The sequence below is a fragment of the Speluncibacter jeojiensis genome (genome assembly GCF_029589495.1).
GTDB classification, from domain to species: Bacteria; Actinomycetota; Actinomycetes; order Mycobacteriales; family Mycobacteriaceae; genus Speluncibacter; species Speluncibacter jeojiensis.
The window spans coordinates 1498929-1522035 of record NZ_JAAIVF010000001.1 but is presented as its reverse complement, the minus strand read 5'-3'; the positions used below and the strand labels follow the sequence as shown (position 1 = coordinate 1522035).

Genomic DNA, 23107 nt, shown 5'->3' with positions numbered 1-23107 from the left:
GGTCGGATCAGCCCGGAAGTCGGACGGGCATCAGCAGATAGGTGTAGTCGCTGCTCGGCGCCGCGAAGGCTCCGGACTCGTCGGGACTGAGCGGCTCATCGCCGGCCGGGCGCAGGACCGCCGGACGACTGGGATTGGTGAAGCCGAACAACGCGCGTTCGCTGCGCATCGCGCCGAGTCCGTCGAGCAGGTAGCCGGGGTTGAACGCGATGATCAGCGGTTCGCCCTGGAACTCTGCGGGCAGCGATTCCTCCGCCCGGCCGGCGTCGTCTCCGCCGGCGGAGAGCAGCAGGCCTTCGGCTGAGAACTCCATGCGGACCTGTGCGCCGCGTTCGGCGACGAGCGCGACACGCTTGATGGCCTCGACCAGCGGGGTGACCTCGACCGTCGCCAGTGCAGTGTGCTCATTGGGCAGCAACTGACGGAACTTGGGGAACTCCGCGTCGAGCAGGCGGGTGGTCGTGCGCCTGCCCTGGCCGACGATTCCGAGCAGCCCGTCCGCGCCGATGTTCGACCCGGATCCGAGTGCCAACTCGACCGGCGAATTAGCCCCGCCGCCAAGGGTTTTCGCCGACTCAGAGAGGGTGCGAGCAGGTACCAGGACCGCAGTGTTGGTCTCGCCGTTGGTCGGCATCCACTCGAGCTCGCGGACGGCGAGCCGGAAACGGTCAGTGGCCGCGAGTACGACCTTGGTGCCCTCGATCTCGACCCGGATACCGGTGAGCATCGGCAGGGTGTCGTCCTTGCCGGCGGCGACCGCGACCTGGCTGATGGCTTCGGCGAATGCCTCGGCGGTCAGCGAGCCGGTCTGGGTGGGGACGGTGGGGAGCTGGGGGTAGTCCTCGACCGGCATCGTCGGCAGCGAGAACTTTGCGCTACCGCAGGTGATCAGCATCCGGGTGCCGTCGACCGAAACGTCGACAGGCTTGGCGGGCAAGGCCTTTGTGATGTCCGCGAGGAGCTTTCCGGACACCAGCGCCTGCCCGGTCGCGGCAACATCTGCCGAGATGCGGACCTGGGCGGAGACCTCGTAGTCGAAGCCCGAGACGGTGACGCCGTCGTCGGTGGCCTCGAGGAGAACGCCACCGAGGACGGGGACCGACGGCCGGGACGGGAGGCTTCGGGCCACCCATGCCACGGAGTCGGCGAAGTCTTCCCGCGCGACGCGAAACTTCAAATTCGCGAGCTCCATGTGTCCCAGAGGTCCTCTCAGGTGGTCGTGACAAGCGTGCGCCGATGGTGCGACGACAGGTCCGTGCAGACGAACCACCGCTGAACCGACGCCGACACCGCCGGTCCACCGTACGACCTCGATCGTCAACTTGAAAGCCGAACCGAACGAGTGCGGCCGGTCCGTATCGGCCGCGGCGGTTCTCTGCTCGGAGCTTGTGGGCGGCGGTTTCCACACCGCCTGCTTTTGAAGAGTTTTCTTCCCAGAGATCTCAGTAGTAGCAGTAGGTCCTGTGGAACTTGTGGATTGTGCGCGATGACCGCAGGTCCGGGCGGATTCGTGGATGGGGACGGAGCTGGGCAGGGAAGTGCACAACTTCGGGGCCGGTGTGGAGAGTTGACGGGCTTTTTCCGATTTTTCGCATTTTCTCCACAGTCTTCCCGAGTTCTCCACACGGTTGTCCACAGGTGTGAATTCTTTTTCCGGGGTTCAGGCCGTGATGAAAGATACCGGTAGGTTTGTGTGCTGAGTCACATGTCGCTGCGGTCGGTGGCAGCTGTGGACGGCGAATGGACGGCGAATGCCGATCGGCGGCGCTGAGCGCCCCGCTCACGGCCGAAACGGCGCGGCCGGGGTGATCCTGCGGGCCTGAACCGATGAAAGTGCGCCGCCCGGCGCGGGACGGAGAGGGTTTTTCACGCTTCGGCGCCGCGTCCCAGGGTGGGTACGGCCGTTTCGGCCCTCAGCGTCGATCTGAGGGCCGAAACGAGGCCGTGAGGGTCATCGGTGCGGCCTCGAACCCGCAAAAGTGCCGAAATCGGCGTGCGGCTCAGGGCTTGGAGCGCTGCTTGATCCGGGCGGTGAGCTCCTGGACCTGGTCGTAGACCTTGCGACGCTCGGTCATCTCGCCGCGGACCTTCTTCTCGGCGTACATGACGGTGGTGTGGTCCCGGCCGAAGGTCTGCCCGATCTTCGGCAGCGACAGATCGGTCAACTCGCGGCAGAGATACAGCGCGATCTGCCGGGCCGACGCGATGGCCCGGGTGCGTCCCGGTCCGACCAGCTCGTCGATCGTGGTGCTGAAGTACTCCGCGGTCACCGCCATGATCGTCGCGGCGGTGATCTCGACCGTTGACGAATCGGGGGCGAGGTCGCGCAGCACGACCTCGGCGAGCTTGAGATCGAGCGGTTGCTTGTTCAGCGACGCGAACGCGGTGACGCGGATCAGCGCGCCCTCGAGCTCACGGATGTTGCGCTCGATCCGGCTGGCGATGAGCTCGAGGACGTCGTGGGGAACCTCGAGCCGGTCCATCTGGGCCTTCTTGCTCAAGATGGCGATCCGGGTCTCCAGCTCGGGCGGCTGCACGTCGGTGATCAGGCCCCACTCGAACCGCGTCCGCAGCCGGTCTTCCAGCGTGGCGAGCTGCTTGGGCGGCCGATCGGAGGAGATGACGATCTGCTTGTTCGCGTTGTGCAGGGTGTTGAAGGTGTGGAAGAACTCCTCCTGGATGCCTTCCTTGCCCTCGATGAACTGGATGTCGTCGACCAGCAGGACGTCGATCTCGCGGTAGCGACGCTTGAACGCCACCTTGCGGTCGTCGCGGAGACTGTTGATGAAGTCGTTGGTGAATTCCTCGGTGGAGACGTACTTCACGCGCATCCCCGGGAAGAGCCGCTGCGCATAGTGGCCGGCGGCGTGCAGCAGGTGGGTCTTGCCCAACCCGGACTCGCCCCACACGAACAGCGGGTTGTAGGCGCGCGCCGGTGCCTCGGCGATCGCGACCGCGGCCGCGTGCGCGAACCGGTTCGACGCGCCGATGACGAAGGTGTCGAACGTGTACTTGGCGTTCAAGCTGGACGAATTCGGCTTGTTCGACGGCCGTGCGGCGGTGTCCGTGGGCTCCGCGGACTTCGAGAAGTATGACGGCCACGAGCTGTGCATGCTCTCCCGGGCCTCGGCGTCCTCGTCGATCTCGTCGTGATCGGACAACTCGTCGGGCTCTTCGCCGTCGCGGCGCCGGCGGCGGAAGGACGGAATACCGGTGACATCGATCTCGTCGGCTGCGGGTCCGGGGGCGGGGGCGGCGGCTGGAGTTTCGCCGTCGGCCGCCGGAGCCTCCGACTGATCAGAGGTCGTCGAGATCCGGACGGCGAGTTCGACCGGCTGACCCAGATGCCTGCTCAGTGCCTCGGTGATGGGTGACCGCAGCGCCCTCTCGATCGCCTCTTTGGCGAAGCTCGAAGGGGCGGCCAGCAGGGCGAAGCCGCCGGCAAGTGTGATCGGACGCACCAGCAGCAGCCAGGCCTTCTGCTGCTTGGTCAGTGCCGGTCCGGAGGTTTCTGACTCGTCGGCGCCGTCCTCGGAAGTCAGTTCCGCAACAACGATCGGCCAGACCTCGGCGAGTGCACGGGGATCATCATCCACCGGATTCGGTCCTCCAACCTGCATGTTTGTAGATTCCAACCCTGCTCGCAGGCATCGGGCCGGGGGGAGTCGTCGTGGCAGAGGACCCCGCCTGTGTCGTGTGTCCACACGATTATCCACAGGTGTGGACAAGTTGGCGCGGGCGGAGGGAGAACCCCGGCCATGACGAGGGATTTGTGCGTCGAGCACCGCCTGTGGAGAGCCGGGCGCGGGTGGGACGCGACGGGGCCGCGGCCTTCGGAGACGATATTTCGTTGTCCTCGTGTGCCCAACCGGGTGCAGGAATCCGTCTGCCCTGCGAGGTGCCGACCCCGGCGAAGTCCCGAGCGAAGTCTGTGGGGCGGTCGAACCGCCCGAGCGACCGTAACAAGATCGGGCGAGACGCGTAGGAGGTTTCGAAAAGTGCTGCCGGGGAAGGGAGGTCCCGCCGGTCGGCATGGTCGAGCAGGCCTTACCCTGAGACCCGGCGGACCGAGCGGCCTGTGCCGGTTTGACCTCGTGATTCGCGCTGAGTAGTCTCGGGCAGTCACCCGTTGGTGTGGTGACGGCTGCCTGCTGGGCACGATGCCGCTCGACGCGGTGTCGCGCAGACCGGGTGGACCGTCGGCCACAGGCATCCGGCGGCTGGCGTTTCGATCAGACCAGCAGTGGCGCCGAGGGCGGTGCCATCACATCGAGGAGAGTTCACCGTGAGCAAGGGCAAGCGGACGTTCCAGCCGAACAACCGGCGCCGCGCGCGCGTTCACGGTTTCCGTCTTCGTATGCGCACCCGTGCGGGCCGCGCCATCGTCTCGGCGCGCCGCCGTAAGGGCCGCGCCTCGCTGACTGCCTGACCGCAGCGCGCAGGGTTCGGACTTGAAAGGTGCTGCCTGAGCAGTACCGGTTGCATCGCCGGCGCGATTTCTCCGCGACGGTCCGTGGCGGACGTCGTTGCGGCCGTCGCGACTTGGTCGTGCACGCGTTTTCTGGTACCGACACCGAGACCAACTTGATCTCCACCACCGGCCCGCGGTTCGGGTTGGTGGTCAGCAAAGCCGTCGGGCCTGCGGTGGTACGCCACCGCGTGGCCCGACGGCTTCGCCATGTCGCGGCCACCTTGCTCGGGGAGTTGGACTCCTCGACCGATGTGGTGATCCGCGCTCTGCCCGGCGCGGCAGAGGCGAGCTCGCAGGAGTTGGCTCGCCAACTCCGCAGCGGCCTCGAACGCCTCAATCTGCTTGTCCCCAAGGGTGATTCCCGATGACCCGCACCACTGCGGACGCTCCGCCGGCCGTGCGACCCTCGCGGTTGCGTCGGGCCCGCGCCTTTCCGGCCCACGCGCTGATCTTCGTGATCCAGCTGTACCGGATGTATGTCTCCCCGCTGAAGCTCCCGACCTGCCGGTTCACGCCGACGTGCAGTGAATACGCCGTCGACGCGCTGCGTGAGTTCGGCTTCCTACGCGGGTCATGGCTTGCCGGGGTGCGACTGCTCAAGTGCGGTCCGTGGCATCCAGGAGGATGGGATCCGGTGCCGGAACGGCACGCCGGCCACCAGAACCAACCCGTCACTGACGGGGCCGAGCAACCAGCGGAAGCCGCACGGTGTGGTTGCTCACCGAACCCCGACGAACAGAGGAGTGCCTAGCGCCGTGCTCAATTTCATCTACTATCCGGTTTCCGGGATCATGTGGGTCTGGTACAAGGTCTTCGGCTTCTTACTCGGACCCACCAATGGCATCGCCTGGGCACTGTCGGTGGTGTTCCTGGTGTTCACCCTCCGAGCGATCATCTACTGGCCCGCCGTCAAGCAGATCCGCACGACGCGGCAGATGCAAGAACTGCAACCGCAGATCAAGGCGCTGAAGAAGAAGTACGGCAACGACCGCCAGCGCATGGCGCTGGAGATGCAGAAGTTGCAGAAGGAGCACGGCTTCAACCCGCTGCTCGGCTGCCTCCCGATGCTGGTCCAGGCGCCCGTGTTCATCGGTCTGTACCACGTGTTGCGGTCGTTCAACCGCACCGGCGGCGTCACCAGTTCGCACATCCCGTTCGTGGGCAGCCCGGTGGTGCTGACCCCCGAACAGAACGCGAATACGGCCAACTACGTGTTCAGCGCGGCGGACGTGCAGAACTTCCTGCACGCGCACCTGTTCGGGGTGCCGCTGTCGGCCTACATCGCGCAGCCGATGAAGCAACTCGAGGCGTTCGCGTCGTTCGGCGGCGTGCCGGAGCGTTGGCAGATCGCCGCCCTGGCCATCCCGCTGATGATCATCGCGGCCATCGCCACGCACATGAACGCGCGGGCGTCGGTGGCGCGCCAGAGCGTCGATGCCGCAGCACAGCCGCAGGCCGCGATCATGAACAAGCTCGCCCTGTACATCTTCCCGTTGGGCGTTCTCGTCTCCGGTGCCTTCCTGCCGATCGCCATCCTGTTCTACTGGGTGAGCAACAACGCGTGGACGGTTGTGCAGCAGCACTTCGTGTTCAAGACGATCGCGAAAGAGGAAGAAGAGAAGAAGCAGCGGGCACTGGAGAGCCGGGCTGCGCGCGCACCGAAGCCCGGCGCGCGACCGAACCGACCGAAGAAGCCGGGGGCCGCGGCAGCGGTCGTGGACTCGGAAGCCGGCGTCGACGGCGACGTGTCCGATGCCGAGCAGGTCACCGAGTCCGGTGACGTGAGCCTGAGCAAGCCTGCGCCGAAGAAGGCAGGACCGGCGAAGAACAAGCCGGCCTCCGGTGCCAAGGCGGCTCCGCCCGGGAAGAAGGCACCCGCTCCGGGGGCCAGGCCCGCGGGCGATCGGAACAAGTCGACCAAGCGCAAGCGACGCTGATTCGCAGCTGAGTTCAAGGAGACATTGACGTGACGCAGGACAATGCCGACCAGGCTGTCAAGGAACCGCCGGCCGACGACGACACCACCGCGCCGGATGTGCAGGAAGACGATGTGCTCGTCGAGGAAGGCGAGATCGCCGGCGACTACCTCGAGCAGCTCCTCGACGTGCTCGACTTCGATGGCGACATCGATCTGGATGTCGAAGGTGACCGCGCGGTCGTCAGCATCGACGGCGGCGACGATCTGGTCAAGCTCGTCGGACGCAAGGGCGAGGTGCTCGACGCGCTGCAGGAGCTGACCCGGCTGGCCGTTCAGCAGTCGACCGGTGCACGCAGCCGGCTGATGCTGGACGTTGCGGGATGGCGGGCCGGTCGGCGTGCCGACCTGACCGCGCTCGGTGAGAAGGTCGCCAAGCGGGTGCTGGAGTCGGGTGAGAGCGAGGAGCTCACGCCCATGACGCCGTTCGAGCGCAAGATCGTGCATGACGCGGTCGCGGTGGTCGACGGGGTGCACAGCGAGAGCGCCGGTGTCGAGCCGTCGCGACGCGTGGTGGTCCTTCCGGACTGATTTCCGGCACCGAAGAGCCGACAACGAAGGCGGCACCCGCACGGCGGGTGCCGCCTTCGTGTTGCCGGGAGCGTTGCACGGGTGGAGTTGCCGAGCCGATGAGAGGGCGGCGATGGCGGCGGGCGGCGTTCCCGAGCCGGGCGAGATCGGCGTTGCAGTGCTGAGAGGCCCAGGCTTCGTAGGCTGCGGTCGGCGAATCATGGGCGGTGGCCTGAGCCTGCGCTCGGGCCGATCGCGCTCGGGCTGACCGGTCGGCGCTCCCCTCCCCCATCGACTGCTGGGGGTTTCACGTGAAACGTGATCGGCTGCGGGGCCGGGCGCCGAGGGGGCAGTGCCTGTGTCGCAGCGGTGTTCACTGACGACGGGCCGGAGCCCGGTCGTGGCGAGGGGCCCGCATAGGATGCGCTCGCGTGGCGCTCTTACGCAGGGCGACGCCGCGCGCGGATTCCGGGGACCCGGTCCGCGAGCTGGCGGCGCGTGAGGGCCCGATGGAGCGGCGGGCTGTCGTGGCTGACCGATTACGTCGGTTGAGCTACGGCGGTTGCATCGTGCCCGTTGCAGCGTGGTGGCGCGGTGGCGGCGCGCGCTCCCTGTCCTGTCCTGCCCCGGCTGTGGTGCCTGCCGTACTGTTCCCTCGCCGCGCTGTTCGCCCGGCCGGTGGCCGGACACTCGCTGTTCCGGTCGAGGCGTGCCGTGGCGGTCACGGTCACCCGTAGCCACCGGCTTGCCGTCGTCGATCGAAGCCCGGCACGCCGAAGGTCGGCTAAGGCGTGGACGGCGCGGGGTGTGGGTAGGTCGGCACCGCTTTTACCGAAGCGGCTGTGGCGAGGATCCGGCGGGTTCGCTGGTGGGTGCGGATGCCCGGGTGGCCGGCGGCTGCACTCACGACCACAGGGCGGTGTGGGCGGTGTGGAGCGGCCACACATCATCATCGTTGTCGTCATGCCCAACAGGATCGCGCTCGGCGTGATCCGGTTGGCTCGGTGCCGACCCTGTCGGCCTCCGTTCGGATGTCGGTTGACCTGACTGCTGCAATCATCGTCTCGCGTCTCGCGTCTCGCGTCTCTGGCGCGGCCGACCGCCACTGGACGGGCACCGACCACTCGAGTCGGCATCGGACTCGTGCGTGATGCCGACTGTTGGACTGGTCGAGGCTCTGCCGGCCGGACGGCCCGGGTGTCGATGCTCGCGGCAACCGATGCGAGATCACACTCCGCCCCTCGCCCTTCATTGCTTGTCGGCTCGTACGTCCGGTTGGCGATTCTCGCGGCGGGTTGCCCGTGCTCGGCGCTGTCCGAGGGGCGTCATGCTCGATCGTTCTGCGCTCCCTGGTGCGGTTCCCGCGTGGAGGGCGGGCAACGTTGCAGCGGGTCGACCGACCTGGTTCAGCCTGAGGCGATCCGCCGAGGAGCGCTGGGTGCGGGCCGCTGCGTCGCAGTGGAAACTTCTCGACCCCGGCATACCCTGCAGTGCGCTGACGCGGTAAGTGTTCGTTGGCGATGTGGTGTCGTTCGCGCTTCGGTGGGATGTGGGGCTCTCCCGCGCTCTCCCGTGCTCACGGGCGAGAGTGTCGACGTCGGTACGGGCTGCGCACCGCCGTGAGGGACTGGCGAATGCGAGTGGGAGTGCCGGGCCGGCCGCGATGTTCGGATTGCCTGCGTTGGTCGGATTTTGGGGTGTCGTCGTTGACTCTAGAGCCGACCGGCGAAACGGTTTCACGTGAAACTGACTCCGCTGGGCCGCCGCGGACAGCCGGATCGGTCCGGCAGCGTTTCGGGCCAAGGGTGCGAATCAAACCGGGTGCACCAAGCGCGGCATAGATCAGCAGGACCGAGATCGGCATGGCCGACCACGGAACGCGTCGACTGGATTCGATGGCAGGAATCGGATGCCCGAACTGCCGAACTGCCTCGACTCCGGGACTCACAGGACCGGTGCCGCAGTGGCCGCCGCGATGTGCGATATGCGGGCGCTCTCGACCAAGGACAGTGCGCGAACGTTCTGCCGTACTACTCACCCCCGTCCGCTTGCGTTCATGATGAAGTGAAGCCGGGTCGCGGACCCGCCTGGACTTCGAATGTCGCCCGCTGCCCCGGGGCGAGTTGACCGGTCTGTCTATGAGGGGCGAGCGGACCGCTCGGAGCGGTGGCGACTGTGGATATTTCCGCCGGGTGTGCGCGGTTGTGTAGATCGCCCTGAGTGGTCGTCCCGTCGAGACTGTGCGGTGGTGAAGCCGCCCACCTCGCCTGTGCCGATCTGGGCGAGTGCGAGGCCGTCGCCCTCGATCTTGGGAAGCGGTTCGCACCCCCGCCGCCAACCTGCGCGCGGCGCGCGGCAGATGTTTCACGTGCAACACGCACGATGTGTCGAGGCGAAGAGGTCGTGGCACGGGGTCGGCGAGTCGGCGCGGCCCGGTGTGGAGGGTGGGTGCGCCGGCCTGCGGATCCATGGATGGCCGATCGGTGTGCGGAACGTCGATGGGATGCGACGGATACGATCATTCGGGATGAGCGGGGTTCGTCCCGAGCCTGCCTGCCGGTGCCGATCTCCGCGATCGTGGCGAGTCGATTCCTGGAGTTTGCCCCTACTGCATCGACCGACACCGTGAAAGTTGGTGCGGGTTGTATGGGCACCGTCCACTCGTGGCCGCTCCCCTGCCCTTCTGTGCGCTTCACCCGGTACGGGGGCCACAAGCCGATGTCTTCCTTACATCCACGGACCCACACCGAATTTCGTCACAGAACGTAATAAGGCTGGATGGACGGGACTGCCGAGTACAGCGGTTCGTGTAGCCGTTTCGGGCGAATGCGGGCAGATGGTGGCGGGCGACGGATGATTCATCTTCGGGGCGCTGCCGGAGTTGCTTTCGGGCGGGCGAGTCCATCTGTGCCGGACATCGACGTGAACCACTGGAAGCACTCGGCGACTCCTGACCGTTCGGGAGACCACTTGCCCGACGGATTCGTTGGCACCTCCTCGCACAGGGTCGACTCCCCTGGCGTTCGGACTTGCCGGTTCGCAGTGGCCGGCGTCGTCTTCGCTCACTTCCCCGGTGCCCGCACCCGGATTCTGAGAAGGTGTGCAGGAGTGACCGTCGGCGCCGGCGTGCCACCACCGCACACCGTCCTCCTGTGGACAGAAAATTTGGCGGGCGGTGTGTCGAGGGGAAGAATGGTCCGCGGCGACGAGGCGGCGACCGAGTCGGTGGCCGTACGGGACTTCCGACGTATCGGGAGTCCTTTTGTTGTCCAACGGTCCCGAAGACAGTCGTGCGTTTGCGTATGAGCCGAACCGGCTCACGCCCGAGGTGAGGATGTTTCACGTGGAACCAGAGCTCCCTGAGTCGTTACGCGAGGCCGCATTGAAGGTGTTCGGTGACCGCCTCGACTTGGCCGAGAGTTATCACCGCGCGTTGTCCACCGACGGGGTCGAACGTGGGCTGATCGGGCCCCGGGAGGTCCCCCGGCTCTGGGAACGGCATCTGCTCAATTGCGCAGTCCTCGGAGAGTTGATCGACGACGAGGCAACCGTGGTCGACATCGGCAGCGGTGCCGGACTCCCGGGGATCCCGTTGGCGATCGCGCGCCCGGATCTGAAGATCACTCTCGTCGAACCGCTGCTGCGCCGGACGCGCTTTCTCGGCGAGTTCCTTGAAGCGGTCGGGATGGACGTTCTGGTCGTACGGGGACGGGCCGAGCAGGCCGGTGTGGTCAAGGAGGCAGGTGGAGCGGACGTGGTGACCTCGCGAGCGGTCGCCCCGCTGGCTCGGCTCGCGAAGTGGTCACTGCCGTTGGTGCGCACCGGCGGCCAGATGCTCGCACTCAAGGGCACGAGCGCCCAGGAGGAGATCGAGCGCGACAGCGCCGAACTGGCCAAGCTGGGCGCGGCCGACATTGCGGTGTTGCAATGCGGTGCCAAGCTGCTGCCGACGCCCACGACGGTCGTGCGAGCGACCCGTGGTCCGCGTCGGCACCACCACCGTCACTCGTGAGAGATACCGGCGATCGTGACTGTCAGGAGGTCCGCGTCGGAGACGATGGTGGAGTTGGTGTGGACAAGACCCCGCGCACCATTCAAAGTTGTTCAAGCGGAACGATGGGGGAAGGAATCTCAGTGAAGGAGCTGTCTATGCTGGGTCGCTCGAAGCCGGAGGTTTCACGTGAAACCGTTTCACGTGAAACCGGGATCGACTCCCCTCCCCCGACTCAGGCTCCACCCCCATTCAGTCCCCCCGCCTTCTCCGATCTGTCCATCGAGGACACTCCGATCGGTGCCGCGGCCCACCGCGCCACCCAGGTTCTGCATCCGGGACCGTCCTCGCTCCCGAAGCCGACGGAGCGCAGGGTGCTCACGGTTGCCAATCAGAAGGGCGGGGTCGGAAAGACCACGTCCACTGTCAACCTCGCCGCGGCACTGGCCCTGCAGGGACTGTCGGTGTTGGTGGTCGACCTCGACCCCCAGGGGAACGCGAGCACCGCGCTCGGTGTGGACCACCGCTCGGGTGTGCCGTCGACCTACGAGCTGTTGATCGGCGAGGTGACGATCGACCAGGCGATCCAGCAGAGCCCGAACAGTGAGCGCCTGTTCTGCATCCCGGCGACGATCGACCTGGCCGGCGCGGAGATCGAACTGGTGTCGATGGTGGCCCGGGAAGGCCGACTCAAGACCGCGCTGTCCGACAAGGCGCTCAACGAACTGAACCTGGACTACGTCCTCATCGACTGCCCGCCCTCGCTCGGCCTGCTGACCGTCAACGCGATGGTGGCCGCCCGTGAGGTACTGCTCCCGATCCAGTGCGAGTACTACGCACTCGAAGGCGTCGGCCAGTTGCTCCGCAACATCGAGTTGGTGCAGGCGCATCTCAATCCGGACCTGCACGTGTCGACCGTGCTGCTGACGATGTACGACGGGCGCACCAAGCTTGCCGACCAGGTCGCCGACGAAGTCCGGAAGCACTTCGGCGACCTCGTCCTGCGAACTGTCATCCCGCGCAGCGTGAAGGTGTCCGAGGCCCCAGGCTTCGGGATGACGGTCCTGGATTACGACCCCGGCTCACGGGGCGCGATGAGTTACCTCGACGCAGGTAGAGAACTGGCGGAGCGCGGCGCCGCCATGAAGTCACACCAGGAGCGATGAGATGGCGCAGGCACGCAAGGGTGGTCTGGGACGCGGGCTCGCGGCGCTGATCCCCACAGGACCGGCTGAGGGGCCCGGGCTGGGCAGCGCAGCAGCAGACGTCATCATCGGTGGCGAGGTCAAGGTCGCGCCGAAGCCTGGCGTCACCGGATCCGGCGCCAACGGCACCGGTGACAGCGCTAAGGCAACGGGCAAGGCGACAGCGAACGGGGCGGCGGCCACCGAGACGGGCAAGGCAAGCGCTGCGGGATCGGACCGAAGCGGGAAACCCCTCCCCTCCCCCACCGACCAGGAGACCGTGAGCACCGATGCGATCGGTGCCATCTATCGGGAGATCGCGCCGGCGCAGATCGAGCCGAACCCCAGGCAGCCGCGCCAGGTCTTCGACGAAGAGGCGCTCGATGAACTGGTGCACTCCATCCGCGAGTTCGGGCTGATGCAGCCGATCGTGGTCCGCGAGGTCCGCCCGCAGAGCTATCAGATCGTCATGGGTGAACGGCGTTGGCGAGCCAGCCAGGAGGCCGGGCTCGAGGTGATTCCCGCGATCGTGCGGGAGACGTCGAACGATTCGATGCTCCGCGATGCGCTGCTGGAGAACATCCACCGTGTGCAGCTGAATCCTCTCGAGGAGGCGGCCGCGTATCAGCAACTGCTCGAAGAGTTCGAGGTGACGCACGAGGAACTGGCCACGCGCATCGGACGGTCCCGGCCGGTCGTCACGAACATGATCCGTCTGCTCCGCCTGCCGATCCCCGTCCAGCGCCGGGTCGCCGCCGGCGTCCTCTCGGCCGGCCATGCCCGTGCCCTGCTCTCACTCGAAGCCGGCGCGGAGGCTCAGGAACTCCTCGCGGCGAGGATCGTTGCGGAGGGGCTGTCGGTGCGCGCGACAGAGGAGGTGGTCACCCTCGCCAACCGGGAGGGCGACAAGCCGGCACCCGCGCCGCGGCGCAAGCCCATCCAGATGCCGGGCCTTCAGGATGTCGCGGACAGGCTCTCGGACAGCTTTGACACCCGGGTGACGGTGAGCCTCGGCAAGCGGAAGGGCAAGATCGTCGTCGAATTCGGGTCGGTCGACGACCTGCAGCGCATCGTCGAGATGATGGAGTCCACTCGGGCGCAACAATGACGAAACTCCTCCATCCGCGGATACCAGCCTATTACGTCACCATGACAGAATCGGCTCGGGCGGGAGTTCCCTCCCGTGGCAAGCTGGCGAATATGTTTGCTGCACATCACCTTTCGTCGGTGTGGTGGTCGGACCACTCGAGCGGCGGCCGCCACACCGTGCCGGCGGGCCACACGCCTATCCTGGAAGTCGGTGGAAGCCGGATTCGGTACGGTTTCGCGTCGATGGATCGGGAGGACTGACCACTCGTGTCGGTATCTACTGCTGCGCTCACTCTCGATTCGCTGTGCGATCTCCCCCGGCACGCCCGGCGCTGTGTGTTCTGGGAACTGGACCCCACCACGGTTGCCGACTCGCGCGACTACTGCGATGCGGAGTTCGAGAAGGAGGCGTGGCTGTCGACCGTCATGCTCCAATGGGGATCCTGCGGACAGTTGATCTCGACGGACGGCCGCACCGCCGGCTACGCGCTCTACGCCCCACCGAGCGACGTTCCGCGATCGCGTCTGTTCCCCACCTCCCCCGTCAGCGCCGACGCGGTCCTGCTGACCACGATGAAGGTCGAGGATGGTCCCGAGGATTATGCGATGTCGCTCATCCAATCGGTGGTCCAGGATCTGGTGCGCCGCGGTGTCCGCGCGCTGGAGGCGTTCGGCGTCGTCGACCCCCGGGACGACGACGGTGTGGCCACGAGCGAGTGGCTGCTGCGCAGCCCGGTTCAGCACGGCGAGTGCTCGGTCGATCGGTGCATGATCGAGGCGGAGCTGCTCGAGAAGCTGGGCTTCTCGGTGGTCGCTCCGCATCACCGGTTCCCCCGGCTCCGACTCGAGCTTGATCGAGACCTCGGCTGGAAGGCCGGCGTCGAGTATGCGCTCGAGCGGCTGCTGGCGACCTCGTCGATCACGCTGACGGGAAAGGCCCCGACCACGGCTCAGCCCGTCGGGGTCCATCAGGACCTCACCTTCGGCTGAGGTGGTTGCAGGCGGGGCGCGAGGGTGTCAGTCCGCGGTGGACAGCTCTTCCGCGAGCAACTCGGCGAAGGTGTAGGTGCCGGTGGGCTGATCGTCCTTGCCCAGCAGGTACAGCCGTTTCACGGCGATCAGGATGGCCTCGGCCATGATGTCACGACTACGCGGGTTGGACAGGACATTCACATCGGATGTGTTTGTCAGATAACCGATTTCGACCTGGACTGTGGGCATCTTGGTCAGCCGCAACATGTCCCAGGTACGACCGTGCGAACGACAGTCCTGCAGTGGGACTCTCGCGACGATCTCACGCTGGATGAATCCGCTCAGAATCGAGCCGATCATCGATGTCGAACCGTGCGCGTTGCCGAAGTGGAAGCTGGCGACGCCGTTGGCCGCGGACGAGGTACTGGTGGCGCAGTGCAACGAGATGACCAGATCCGCATCGAACTGGTTCGCCGTCTCCGCGCGGGTGGTGGTGGAGGGACAGCTGTGCTGGGACCGTGACAGCAGCGTCTCCATACCGGTCGCGGCCATTCTGCCCTCGAGTCGGTTGCCCAGGTCCCACAACACGTCGGCCTCGGAGATCGGCCCGTCGGCACCGGGCAGCAGCAGACCTTGGTGCTCGCCGCCGAGGGCGGGGTCGATGACGATCCGCTTGCCGGTCAGTTGCGGCCCTGACCTGCGGACGGCCTCGACCTCGCGGATCGCATGCGGCGACCCACCGGTCACCCGGGTGCCCAGGTACTCGAGCGAACGCAGCGTGGCAGGCCCGCAGATGCCGTCGGACGCCAGGCCGAATTCGCGCTGGTACGACGACAGTCCCTGGTGGGTGACCGGTCCGAAGTACCCGTCCACCAGGCCGTGATAGAAGCCGAGCTCCTGCAGTCGTCCCTGCAGCGTCGCGACGTCGTCGCCGTACTGGGGCGCCGAGAGTTGATAGACCAGCATGCGGGCCCCGAGCCGATACGAGGCCTCTTTGATGGAACGGTAGGTCGTCTCGTCCACCAGACCGTCGACGCGCAGGCCGCGCTGCTGCTGGAACGCGCGCACGGCCATGTCGAGGGCCGCGTCGAAATGGGACCCGGAGTCGGCCCACGCACGGTCGCCGGCCTCGACCTGCCCCGCCGCCGGGAGCAGGCCGAGACCGGCCAGGATGCTGCGAATCTCCGCGACGGCGGTGCCGTGATCGCCAAGACGGAGAGGCTGCATATTCCGTAGGGGCCTTTCGGATCGATGCGGTACCGGCGCGGTACCGGGACCGAGCCGCTGCGACGATTGTCGCAGAGCCACGCCCGATGTGTGCAGGCAGGGGCGATGCGACCGAGGGGACCTCCGGAGGCTACAGGACCTCGGCGAGTTCCTTGAGAATCGCGGCCTTCGGCTTGGCGCCCACGATCTGCTTGACCGGCTTGCCGCCCGAGAACAAGATCATCGTCGGGATCGACATGATCTGGAATTCACGCTGCACCGAGGGGTTCGCATCGATGTCCACCTTGGCGATGGTGAGCTTCTCCGAGTTCTCGGCCGCGATCTCCTCGAGGACCGGCGCCACCATCTTGCACGGCCCGCACCAGGTGGCCCAGAAGTCGACGAGTACGGGCTTGTCGCTGCCCAGGACGTCCTCTTGGAAGGACGCGTCGGTGACCGTGATGGTGGACATAGGTGAACTCCTTTGCGGTGGGTGAACGTTACGGTGCTGCGCCGCAGGTCAGGCGCCGACGAGGGGCTGATCGGTGTGCGACGCCGGGGTGAGCGTCACGCTGGCCTCTCCGCGCTCGGCGAGCCAGCGCTCGGCCTCGATGGCGGCGGAGCAACCGGTGCCGGCCGCGGTGATCGCCTGACGGAAGTGCCTGTCGACCAGGTCGCCGGCGGCGAAGACACCGTCGAGCGAGGTCGCCGTCGACGGCGACTGCACCTGGACGTACCCGTCCTCGTCGGTGGTCACCTGGCCCTTGACCGCCTGGCTGCGAGGGTCGTGGCCCACGGCGACGAACATGCCGGTCACCGGCAGGGTGCTCTGCTCCCCGCTGACCGTGTCCTCCAGGAGCAGCCCGGTCACGCCGGTCTCGCCAAGGACCTCGACGACCTTGGCGTTGGTCACGAAGCGGATCTTGTCGTTGGACTTGGCGCGCTCGAGCATGATCCGGGACGCACGGAACTCCTCGCGCCGGTGCACGATGGTCACCGAGCTGGCGAAACGGGCCAGGAACGTGGCCTCCTCCATCGCGGAGTCGCCACCGCCGATCACGGCGATGTCCTGCCCCTTGAAGAAGAACCCGTCGCAGGTGGCGCAGGCGCTGACGCCGCGCCCGAGCAGTGCCTGCTCGCCGGGGACATCGAGGTAGCGCGCCGCCGCGCCCATCGCGAGGACCACGGCGTGCGCCCGGTAGGTCTCGCCGCCGGCGACGACGGTCTTGACGGCACCGGTGAGCTCGAGTTCCTCGACGTCCTCGGTCCGCAGGTCGGCGCCGAAACGCTTGGCCTGCTCGCGCATCTCCTCCATCAGCTCGGGGCCCATGATGCCCTCGCGGAAGCCGGGGAAGTTCTCCACCTCGGTCGTGGTCATCAGCGCGCCACCGAACTGCGTGCCCTCGAACACCACCGGCGAGAGCTGGGCCCGCGCGGCGTAGATCGCTGCGGTGTACCCGGCCGGACCCGAGCCCACGATGATCAGGTCGTGAACGGTGTCGCCGCCGGTGGCATCGGTGCTGGTGTTCGACAACTCGGTCGGGGTGCTCATACAGGCCTCTCGGTCTCGGATACTCGTTCGAATCCCTCCCGGAGGCCAGGAGGGACGTGTCGAAGTGTTACTGCGTCAACAACAGACTAAAGCGTGTTGTTCCCGCGGCCCGCCTGGTCAGGTCGGCGGCGCGAGTTCGGCCGCGATGCCGGACAGGATGATCTCGAGCTTCTGCCGGAAACGCTCGGCGGGATCGTCGTAGAGCGCATCGTGTGCGGCCGTGCGGATCGCATGGCCGACCACGCCGGTCGATCCGGCCGGCTCCCACAGTTCCTCGAGGCTGCGCCGGTCGGGCATGGTCGAACCGGGGATGGAGCCCTCGACCTGTTCGATGTTGCGCCGGTTGCCGATCACCGCGTCGAACACCATCTCCACCGCGGTGATCGCGGACTGGGAGGTGAAGCCCATGCCCATCAGGCGTTCCATGATCAGGTTGGCACGCTCGAACATGGACTTCGGCATGGCGCCCGCCGACAGTTCGGTGGCGATCCCCGGGTATTTGGCGAGGGTCCGCCAGATCACCAGCGCGGTCTCGCGAAGCAGTTCCCGCCAGCCGGATATCGCCAGGTCGACCGGCGCGTCGACGAGAGCCCGGTCCACCGCCCGCAGGACCAGATCGGACTTCCCGTCCACGTAGCGGTACAGCGTGGCGTGGTTGACGCCGAGATGCTCGGCGACCGCCGACATCGTCATGCAGGTGAAGCCGACGTCGAGTGCCGCTGCCGAGATCTGGTCCAGGGTGACACTGGGCTTGCGACCGCGCCGCCGCCGCGCCGGCCCGGGTACCTCCCCGGGTATCTCCGACTCTGCGGCCACCGGGACCGCCGAGGAGGCCGCAGGGTCGGTCCCGGTGGCCATCGAATCGGCGGATCGTCCTGAGGTCGACATCTGCCCAACGGTACGTGTTCCGCGCGGCATTTCCGGGACCGACGAGCCGACCGGCGTCGCTCGGGCACCGTCGATGCTCACGGCCCGCCGATCTGCTTGACGGCCAGGGCATCGGTGGTGCCGGACTGACCGCACCGGTCGCCGACGACCAACGCCGTCAGCGCCGGCGGTCGCGGACCGGGCAGCAGCAGCAGGGTCCCGTGCACACCCCGGATCAGCACAGAAGCGGAGCCCAGCACCGGGGCGTCCGGCGACAGCCCGTTGGCGCGCAGACACTCCCCCCGCGCCGCGGGATCCGTGAGCCGCCCCAGGTCGGCCTCGCCGCGGAAGCGCAGCGCCCCGGCGGCCGACAGGTCGTTGCCCAGGTCGACAGTGTTCCCGGCCGGTTTGATCGACACGGGCGGGGCCGCCACGACCGGATTCGGGGACCGGGAGTGGTCGATGCCGACGACCACTGCCAGCACCGCAGCGACGGCCGCGGCGACGGCGCCGCCGGCCAGCACCCGGCGTCGGCGTCGGCTGCGGATATCGGTGACGGCGGGGCGGATCGGCTCGTCGAGCAGGGCACGCTGGATCCGCGCGGCAACCTCCGTGGGGATCGGCTCGGGAGCGGGACCCGTCTCGTCGGCGCCCAGGCGATGCAGATCGGCCGCGACGGTGTCGAGCGCGCCGATCACCTGCTCGGCCGCCGGGTCGGCGTGGACCTGCGGCCAGAGACGGTCGGCGACGTCGTCCGGGAGCACACCGGCGTGCAGGTCGGCGAGCAACTCGGCCGGAAACGGCGGCTCGAGACCCAACAGGTCGGGTCGTTCGCTCATCGGGCCTCCCCTCCGGTCACTCCTCTTGATGATCTTGGACGCACGCAGTCGGTGATCGGTTCCCTCACTCGCGTGCCTCCTTCAGATGGCCGAGCGCTTCGGCGAGCCGGAGACGGGCACGCGAGCGCCGGCTCTTGACGGTGCCCTCGGCGACGCCCAGCAGCCGCGCCGCCTCGGCGACCCCAAGCCCCTCGACGTCGACGGCGACGATCGCGGCGCGCTGTTCTGGCGGCAGGGTGACCAGCGCCTGTTCGATCAGCATCGCGGTGTCGAACTCGTCGTACCGATTCCGGACGTCGACCGGCTCGTCCCGTCCGCCGTCGGCGACCAGTTCGGTGACCTGTGGGCGGGCCTTGTTCCGTCGGATCCGGTCGAGGCACGCGTTGACGACGATCCGGTGCAGCCAGCTGCGCACCGCGGCGTCGGCCCGGAAGTTCGCGGCACTGCGATGGGCCGAGAGCATCGCCTCCTGCAGCGCGTCGGCTGCGTCCTCGGTGCTGTAACTGGTGCGGCGGGCGACCTGCCACAGGTGGTCCTGGTGCCGGGCCATCAACTCCGCGAAGGCGTATCGGTCGCCGCGCACGTGCGCGGCCAACAGGTCCGCGTCGCTCGGCGGTCCCTCGGCCTGCCCCCCAATCAAGCGCATGGCGCAGACTAACCCACACCATGATCGACCGGGTCCGATACCGGTCTATCGCTCGGCTAGGCGGCGCCGGTGAAGGTCAGATCGCCGATCTTCGACTGGTTCTGACCGTCGGCCTTGCCCAGCGCGGTGATCCACACCAGCACGTAGCGCGTCGTCTGATCCGACTGCACCGGAATCTCGGTGTGCCCGTTGCCCAGGACCTGCGAGCCGATGACCTGCGTCTGGTCCAGGGTGGCGTCGGCCGACGGCGCGCTGCGGATCTCGACACGTGTTCCGGGACTGGGGGATTCGACGCCGACACTGATCAGCTTGGTCGGTTGCTTGAGCGTGACCATCAGTCCGATGCCGTTCTTGAGAGCGGGGAAGGGTTGGTAGTACTGGTCGGTGCTCCACGTCGTCGACGGGTTGCCGTCGATCGCGAGCTTTGCGCCGGACGCGTCGTCGGGTGTGCCCTGCGGTGAGAACACCGACGCCGACAGTGCCGGGATCACCACCTTGGACGGCGGGGCGGGTGCGGTCGGCGACGGTGCCACGCTCGTGGGCGCCGGCGAGGTCGTCAAGCCGATGTTCTGGTCGGGCAGCGGACTGGAGTCGTTCGCGCCGAAGATGCCGGTGAGCTGCTGGACGACGAAGCCCAGGACGATCAGCACAGCCACGCCCAGCACCGACAGCGAGATGATCATCCGCTTGCGCTTGGCCTGGTCTCCGGGCGTGCGTTCGGTGGGGCCCTCCGGTGCGGGACCGCCCGCCGGCGCGCCGGTGGCCGCGTGCATCAGGTCGGTCTTCTGGTCGACGACCGACGCCTGGTCGAGCACGTGCTGCACGGTTGCCGCGGTACGGATTCCGCTGTCGCCCTGGATCGATCGCATCGCGACCGCGGAGATCTCGAACGGGATCTCCGGGCGGACCTTGCGGGGCTCGGTGGGCAGTCCCTTCGGATCGAGCAGTGCCTGCTTCATCCCGCCGACCGTCACCGGCGGACCGTCGACCGCCGACTTGTCCTCCAGCGGCCATTCGTCGGTGAGCAGGGCGTACAGGGTGGCGCCGAGCCCGCGAACGTCGGTCGACTGGTCGGCGTCGGCGAGCGAGGCGGGGAACGCGAGCACGGCGGCGCCGTCCGAGCTGATCCGGATGCGGTCGGGGTGATCGATCGACAGCGCGGTGCCGGCGCGGTGGGCCGACTCGGCCGCCGCGGCCAGCGCGCGGACGGCCCGCGCCGAACCCAGCGGCGAGGGCGAGGTGGCCGCGACCTCGCGCAGCGAACTGCCCGGTGTCCACTCGGCGACCACGATGCCGCCGGAGCTGCCGCGCACGACGTCGAGCACCCGCGCCAGGCCGTTCGAGTTGATCCGACCCAGCCGCAGCGTGCGCGACAGCACGGCCTGCGGTCCCTCGGCGCGGTCCGGTCCGGTGAACTGCTGGTCCGCGTCGACGAAGGTCAACGCGACCTCGCGGTCGAGTTTGGTGTCGACGGCCTGCCAGAACTGGAGCCCGTTCGCGCCGCCGTGGTGCGCGAGCAGGCGGTAGCGTCCGCCGGCCACGGCGGCACCCGGGATCAGGCGGGGGCCGCGAACAGGGCGGCGGGGGGCGTCGCCGGGGCCGGAGGCGCGCATCGGCGGCATGGCGCCGAGCGGGAGCACACCGGTGTCGACCATGAGGTCGGGAACGTGCCTGCGAGGCGCGCGGGGAGCGTCCGGATCGGGGCGAGTGTTCGATGCCTGCTGCGCGCCTGTCGGATTCGCTGCGGCAGCATCGCTGTCACTCACAATGGCGCCCCTTCCGGGATAGGTGGGCCGGTCGAACCGGCCGGTGTCCACACGTCGCGCTTCAGCGTACGGGACCGGGTTACGGCCGGTCGGGGCTCCCGCGGGTTGGCCGGCTGCCTCGGTGCCCGCGGACTCGGGCGCCGGACGCCCGCGGAGCTTCGCGACGAGGCGTCCGACGGCCACGGTGACGGCGACGACCTCGGGGACCTTGAACTTGCGCAGCACCAGGAACGTCACGCCCAGCATCAGGACGGCGTCGACGACGACCCGCGCGACCGCGCCCAGCCCGCCGAACGAGGTGGTCAGCGAATGCAACTGCAGCACGGCGTCGAGCACCAGCATGACGACGCCGCCGGCGAGGGAGGACCCGATCACGATGCCCACGGTCCGACCGACATTGGCCAGGTGCAGGTCGCCCAGACTGCGCTTGAGCAGCATGCCGCCGACCAGCGCGCCGGCCACGAAGCCGAGGCCGTTGGCGGTGCCCAGCGCGACCACCACCTGGTTGGCGGGGACCAGCATCGGCGCCAGCAGCGACAGCACGATCTTGACCGCGGTGATGCCGATGATGATGAAGGTCGGCGTCCAGGCCTGTTCGCGTGCGTAGAAGACCCGCAGGTGCAGCAGCACGAACGCGTACGGGATGAGCGTGAACGCGGACCAACTCAGCGTCAGGCCCAGCCGGTGGGCGTCGTCGGCGCCGAAATTGCCGTAGGCGAACAGCGCCTCGCCGATGGTCGGTCCGGCGAGGGTCATGAAGACGATGATCGGGACCAGCGCGACCATCGTCAGCTTGGTCGCGCTGGTGAGCCCGTCGACGACCGCGGGGGTGTCGTCGGCCGCCGCGTCGCGACTGAGCTTCGGCATGATCGCCGTGAGCAGGGTGACGCCGAGGACGCCGTACGGTACCTGCAGCAGCATCCAGACGAACGAGTAGATCGCCGGGCTGGAGGCGTCCGCCTGGGACGCCACATTGGTCGTGACCACGAGGCCGACCTGGCTGATCAGCACGTACAGGACGATGGCCAGGCCCATCCCGCCGAAACGCTTGAGCCGGGCGTCGATGCCCCACAGCGGTCGCAGGCTGATCTGTTGCCGGCGCAGCGCGGGCACCAGCACCAGCGCCTGGGTGACCACGCCGAGCGTGGTGCCGACGCCCAGCACGATGAGCTTCGGGCTGCCCATCTGGACCGGGTCCAGGGAGATCTCGCCGGGCATCACGAAATACAGCACCAGCACCGCGATCGCGACGATGTTGTTCGTCACCGGTGCCCAGGCGCCGGGTTTGAACACCGACCGGGTGTTGAGGATCGCGGTGAACAACGCGGCCAGGCCGTAGAACAGGATCTGCGGCAACAGGAAGTACGCAAACGCCGTCGACAGCGACTCGTTGACCTTGCCGTCGCCGAGCATCAGCCTGGTCAGCAGGGGTGCGCCGGCCACCGAGGCCAACGTGGCCAAGCCCAGGATGGTGATCGAGACGGTCAGCAGCCGCCGGACGAACGCGGTGCCGCCGTCGTCGTCCTCGCGTTCTGCGCGCACCAGCACCGGCACGACGATCGCAGACAGCACCGACCCGAGCACCAACTCGGAGATCATGTTCGGCAGCGTGTTCGCGACGTTGAACGCACTGGCCAGCCCGCCACCGAGGACTGCGGCCATCAGCAGGATCCGGAAGAAGCCGGTGATGCGGCTGATCAGCGTGGCGATGGCCATCGAACCGGTCGACGCGAGCACGCTCTCCTCGCTGTCGTCGTCGACCGGTTGCGGTGGCGGCTCGACACGGGCCGGGGCGACGCGCTGCGCCGGCGGCCATGACCGGTCCCGCGGCTCGCCCGTGAACCGGGGCTCGGCGTAGCGGGGTTCGGGGTACGCATACCCGGCCGGCCCCGGTCCGGTGGCGTCGGGCACCCCGGCGCGACGTTCGGAGCCCGGACCGCTCAGCGGGGGCAGTTGCGGAGGTACGGGCCGCGGCGCGCGCGGCGGCAGGGGTCGCTGCTGCGGGGGTACGGGCCGCGGGCCGGTGTGCGGAGGCGGCG

Annotated in this window: 18 protein-coding genes; 9 read left to right on the top strand and 9 right to left on the bottom strand. The window is 68.0% G+C overall.

Annotated elements, in window-relative coordinates; genetic code table 11:
- Window positions 1-7 precede the first annotated feature (7 nt).
- Entirely contained in the window at window positions 8-1192 is a 1185-nt protein-coding gene (gene dnaN / locus G4X40_RS06750; protein WP_277831045.1) for a DNA polymerase III subunit beta, read from the bottom strand.
- An 808-nt stretch (window positions 1193-2000) separates the two neighbouring features.
- The gene (gene dnaA / locus G4X40_RS06745) at window positions 2001-3596 is read right to left on the bottom strand and encodes a chromosomal replication initiator protein DnaA (RefSeq protein ID WP_277831043.1); all 1596 of its coding nucleotides are present in this window, start codon (window positions 3594-3596) and stop codon (window positions 2001-2003) included.
- Window positions 3597-4285: 689 nt separating this feature from the next.
- Here dnaA and rpmH point away from each other — a divergent pair.
- The 9 genes from rpmH to G4X40_RS06700 all read left to right on the top strand — a co-directional run bounded on the left by rpmH (window position 4286) and on the right by G4X40_RS06700 (window position 14210).
- On the top strand, window positions 4286-4429 hold the full coding sequence (gene rpmH, locus G4X40_RS06740; protein WP_277831042.1) for a 50S ribosomal protein L34: 144 nt from the start codon (window positions 4286-4288) through the stop codon (window positions 4427-4429).
- A gap of 29 nt (window positions 4430-4458) precedes the next feature.
- Entirely contained in the window at window positions 4459-4839 is a 381-nt protein-coding gene (gene rnpA / locus G4X40_RS06735) for a ribonuclease P protein component (RefSeq protein ID WP_277831040.1), read from the top strand.
- On the top strand, window positions 4836-5222 hold the full coding sequence (gene yidD / locus G4X40_RS06730; protein WP_277831038.1) for a membrane protein insertion efficiency factor YidD: 387 nt from the start codon (window positions 4836-4838) through the stop codon (window positions 5220-5222). Before rnpA ends, yidD begins: the two co-directional genes overlap by 4 nt.
- Window positions 5223-5226: 4 nt before the next feature.
- Entirely contained in the window at window positions 5227-6408 is a 1182-nt protein-coding gene (gene yidC, locus G4X40_RS06725) for a membrane protein insertase YidC (RefSeq protein WP_277831036.1), read from the top strand.
- 98 nt (window positions 6409-6506) lie between these two features.
- Window positions 6507-6977 carry a Jag family protein gene (locus G4X40_RS06720; protein WP_277831322.1) on the top strand — a complete coding sequence of 157 codons (471 nt, stop codon included), beginning with the start codon at window positions 6507-6509 and terminating at the stop codon, window positions 6975-6977.
- Window positions 6978-10290: 3313 nt separating this feature from the next.
- Window positions 10291-10968, top strand: coding sequence for a 16S rRNA (guanine(527)-N(7))-methyltransferase RsmG (rsmG, locus tag G4X40_RS06715; RefSeq protein WP_277831034.1), 678 nt, complete (start codon window positions 10291-10293; stop codon window positions 10966-10968).
- Between the two features lie 137 nt (window positions 10969-11105).
- Window positions 11106-12113, top strand: a complete 1008-nt coding sequence (locus G4X40_RS06710) for a ParA family protein (RefSeq protein ID WP_277831321.1) — start codon at window positions 11106-11108, stop codon at window positions 12111-12113.
- 1 nt (window position 12114) lies between these two features.
- Complete coding sequence (locus G4X40_RS06705) at window positions 12115-13239, top strand: ParB/RepB/Spo0J family partition protein (protein WP_277831032.1); 1125 nt, start codon at window positions 12115-12117, stop codon at window positions 13237-13239.
- Between the two features lie 248 nt (window positions 13240-13487).
- On the top strand, window positions 13488-14210 hold the full coding sequence (locus tag G4X40_RS06700) for a GNAT family N-acetyltransferase (protein ID WP_277831030.1): 723 nt from the start codon (window positions 13488-13490) through the stop codon (window positions 14208-14210).
- Window positions 14211-14237: 27 nt separating this feature from the next.
- Here the strand turns inward: G4X40_RS06700 and G4X40_RS06695 are convergent, their stop codons facing one another.
- The 7 genes from G4X40_RS06695 to murJ form a co-directional block, all read right to left on the bottom strand.
- Entirely contained in the window at window positions 14238-15419 is a 1182-nt protein-coding gene (locus G4X40_RS06695; protein ID WP_277831029.1) for an N-acetylmuramoyl-L-alanine amidase, read from the bottom strand.
- 130 nt (window positions 15420-15549) lie between these two features.
- A complete protein-coding gene (gene trxA, locus G4X40_RS06690; protein ID WP_277831027.1) occupies window positions 15550-15870 on the bottom strand; it encodes a thioredoxin in 321 nt (106 codons plus the stop codon).
- A 48-nt stretch (window positions 15871-15918) separates the two neighbouring features.
- Complete coding sequence (gene trxB, locus G4X40_RS06685; protein ID WP_277831025.1) at window positions 15919-16950, bottom strand: thioredoxin-disulfide reductase; 1032 nt, start codon at window positions 16948-16950, stop codon at window positions 15919-15921.
- Between the two features lie 117 nt (window positions 16951-17067).
- Window positions 17068-17838, bottom strand: coding sequence for a TetR/AcrR family transcriptional regulator (locus G4X40_RS06680; RefSeq protein WP_277831022.1), 771 nt, complete (start codon window positions 17836-17838; stop codon window positions 17068-17070).
- A gap of 77 nt (window positions 17839-17915) precedes the next feature.
- Window positions 17916-18656: a hypothetical protein gene (locus G4X40_RS06675; RefSeq protein WP_277831021.1), complete on the bottom strand. Its 741-nt coding sequence runs from the start codon at window positions 18654-18656 to the stop codon at window positions 17916-17918.
- Between the two features lie 64 nt (window positions 18657-18720).
- The gene (gene sigM, locus G4X40_RS06670) at window positions 18721-19302 is read right to left on the bottom strand and encodes an RNA polymerase sigma factor SigM (RefSeq protein WP_277831019.1); all 582 of its coding nucleotides are present in this window, start codon (window positions 19300-19302) and stop codon (window positions 18721-18723) included.
- Window positions 19303-19358: 56 nt separating this feature from the next.
- Window positions 19359-22979, bottom strand: coding sequence for a murein biosynthesis integral membrane protein MurJ (gene murJ, locus G4X40_RS06665; protein ID WP_277831018.1), 3621 nt, complete (start codon window positions 22977-22979; stop codon window positions 19359-19361).
- Between the last annotated feature and the right edge of the window lie 128 nt (window positions 22980-23107).

Coding starts and splice junctions, on each gene's coding strand:
- G4X40_RS06695 (WP_277831029.1), bottom strand. CDS start 15,419: ATGCAGCCTCTCCGTCTTGGCGATCACGGCACCGCCGTCGCGGAGATT.
- sigM (WP_277831019.1), bottom strand. CDS start 19,302: ATGCGCTTGATTGGGGGGCAGGCCGAGGGACCGCCGAGCGACGCGGAC.
- trxB (WP_277831025.1), bottom strand. CDS start 16,950: ATGAGCACCCCGACCGAGTTGTCGAACACCAGCACCGATGCCACCGGC.
- G4X40_RS06680 (WP_277831022.1), bottom strand. CDS start 17,838: ATGTCGACCTCAGGACGATCCGCCGATTCGATGGCCACCGGGACCGAC.
- G4X40_RS06675 (WP_277831021.1), bottom strand. CDS start 18,656: ATGAGCGAACGACCCGACCTGTTGGGTCTCGAGCCGCCGTTTCCGGCC.
- G4X40_RS06705 (WP_277831032.1), top strand. CDS start 12,115: ATGGCGCAGGCACGCAAGGGTGGTCTGGGACGCGGGCTCGCGGCGCTG.
- rsmG (WP_277831034.1), top strand. CDS start 10,291: ATGTTTCACGTGGAACCAGAGCTCCCTGAGTCGTTACGCGAGGCCGCA.
- yidD (WP_277831038.1), top strand. CDS start 4,836: ATGACCCGCACCACTGCGGACGCTCCGCCGGCCGTGCGACCCTCGCGG.
- trxA (WP_277831027.1), bottom strand. CDS start 15,870: ATGTCCACCATCACGGTCACCGACGCGTCCTTCCAAGAGGACGTCCTG.
- dnaN (WP_277831045.1), bottom strand. CDS start 1,192: ATGGAGCTCGCGAATTTGAAGTTTCGCGTCGCGCGGGAAGACTTCGCC.
- G4X40_RS06710 (WP_277831321.1), top strand. CDS start 11,106: ATGCTGGGTCGCTCGAAGCCGGAGGTTTCACGTGAAACCGTTTCACGT.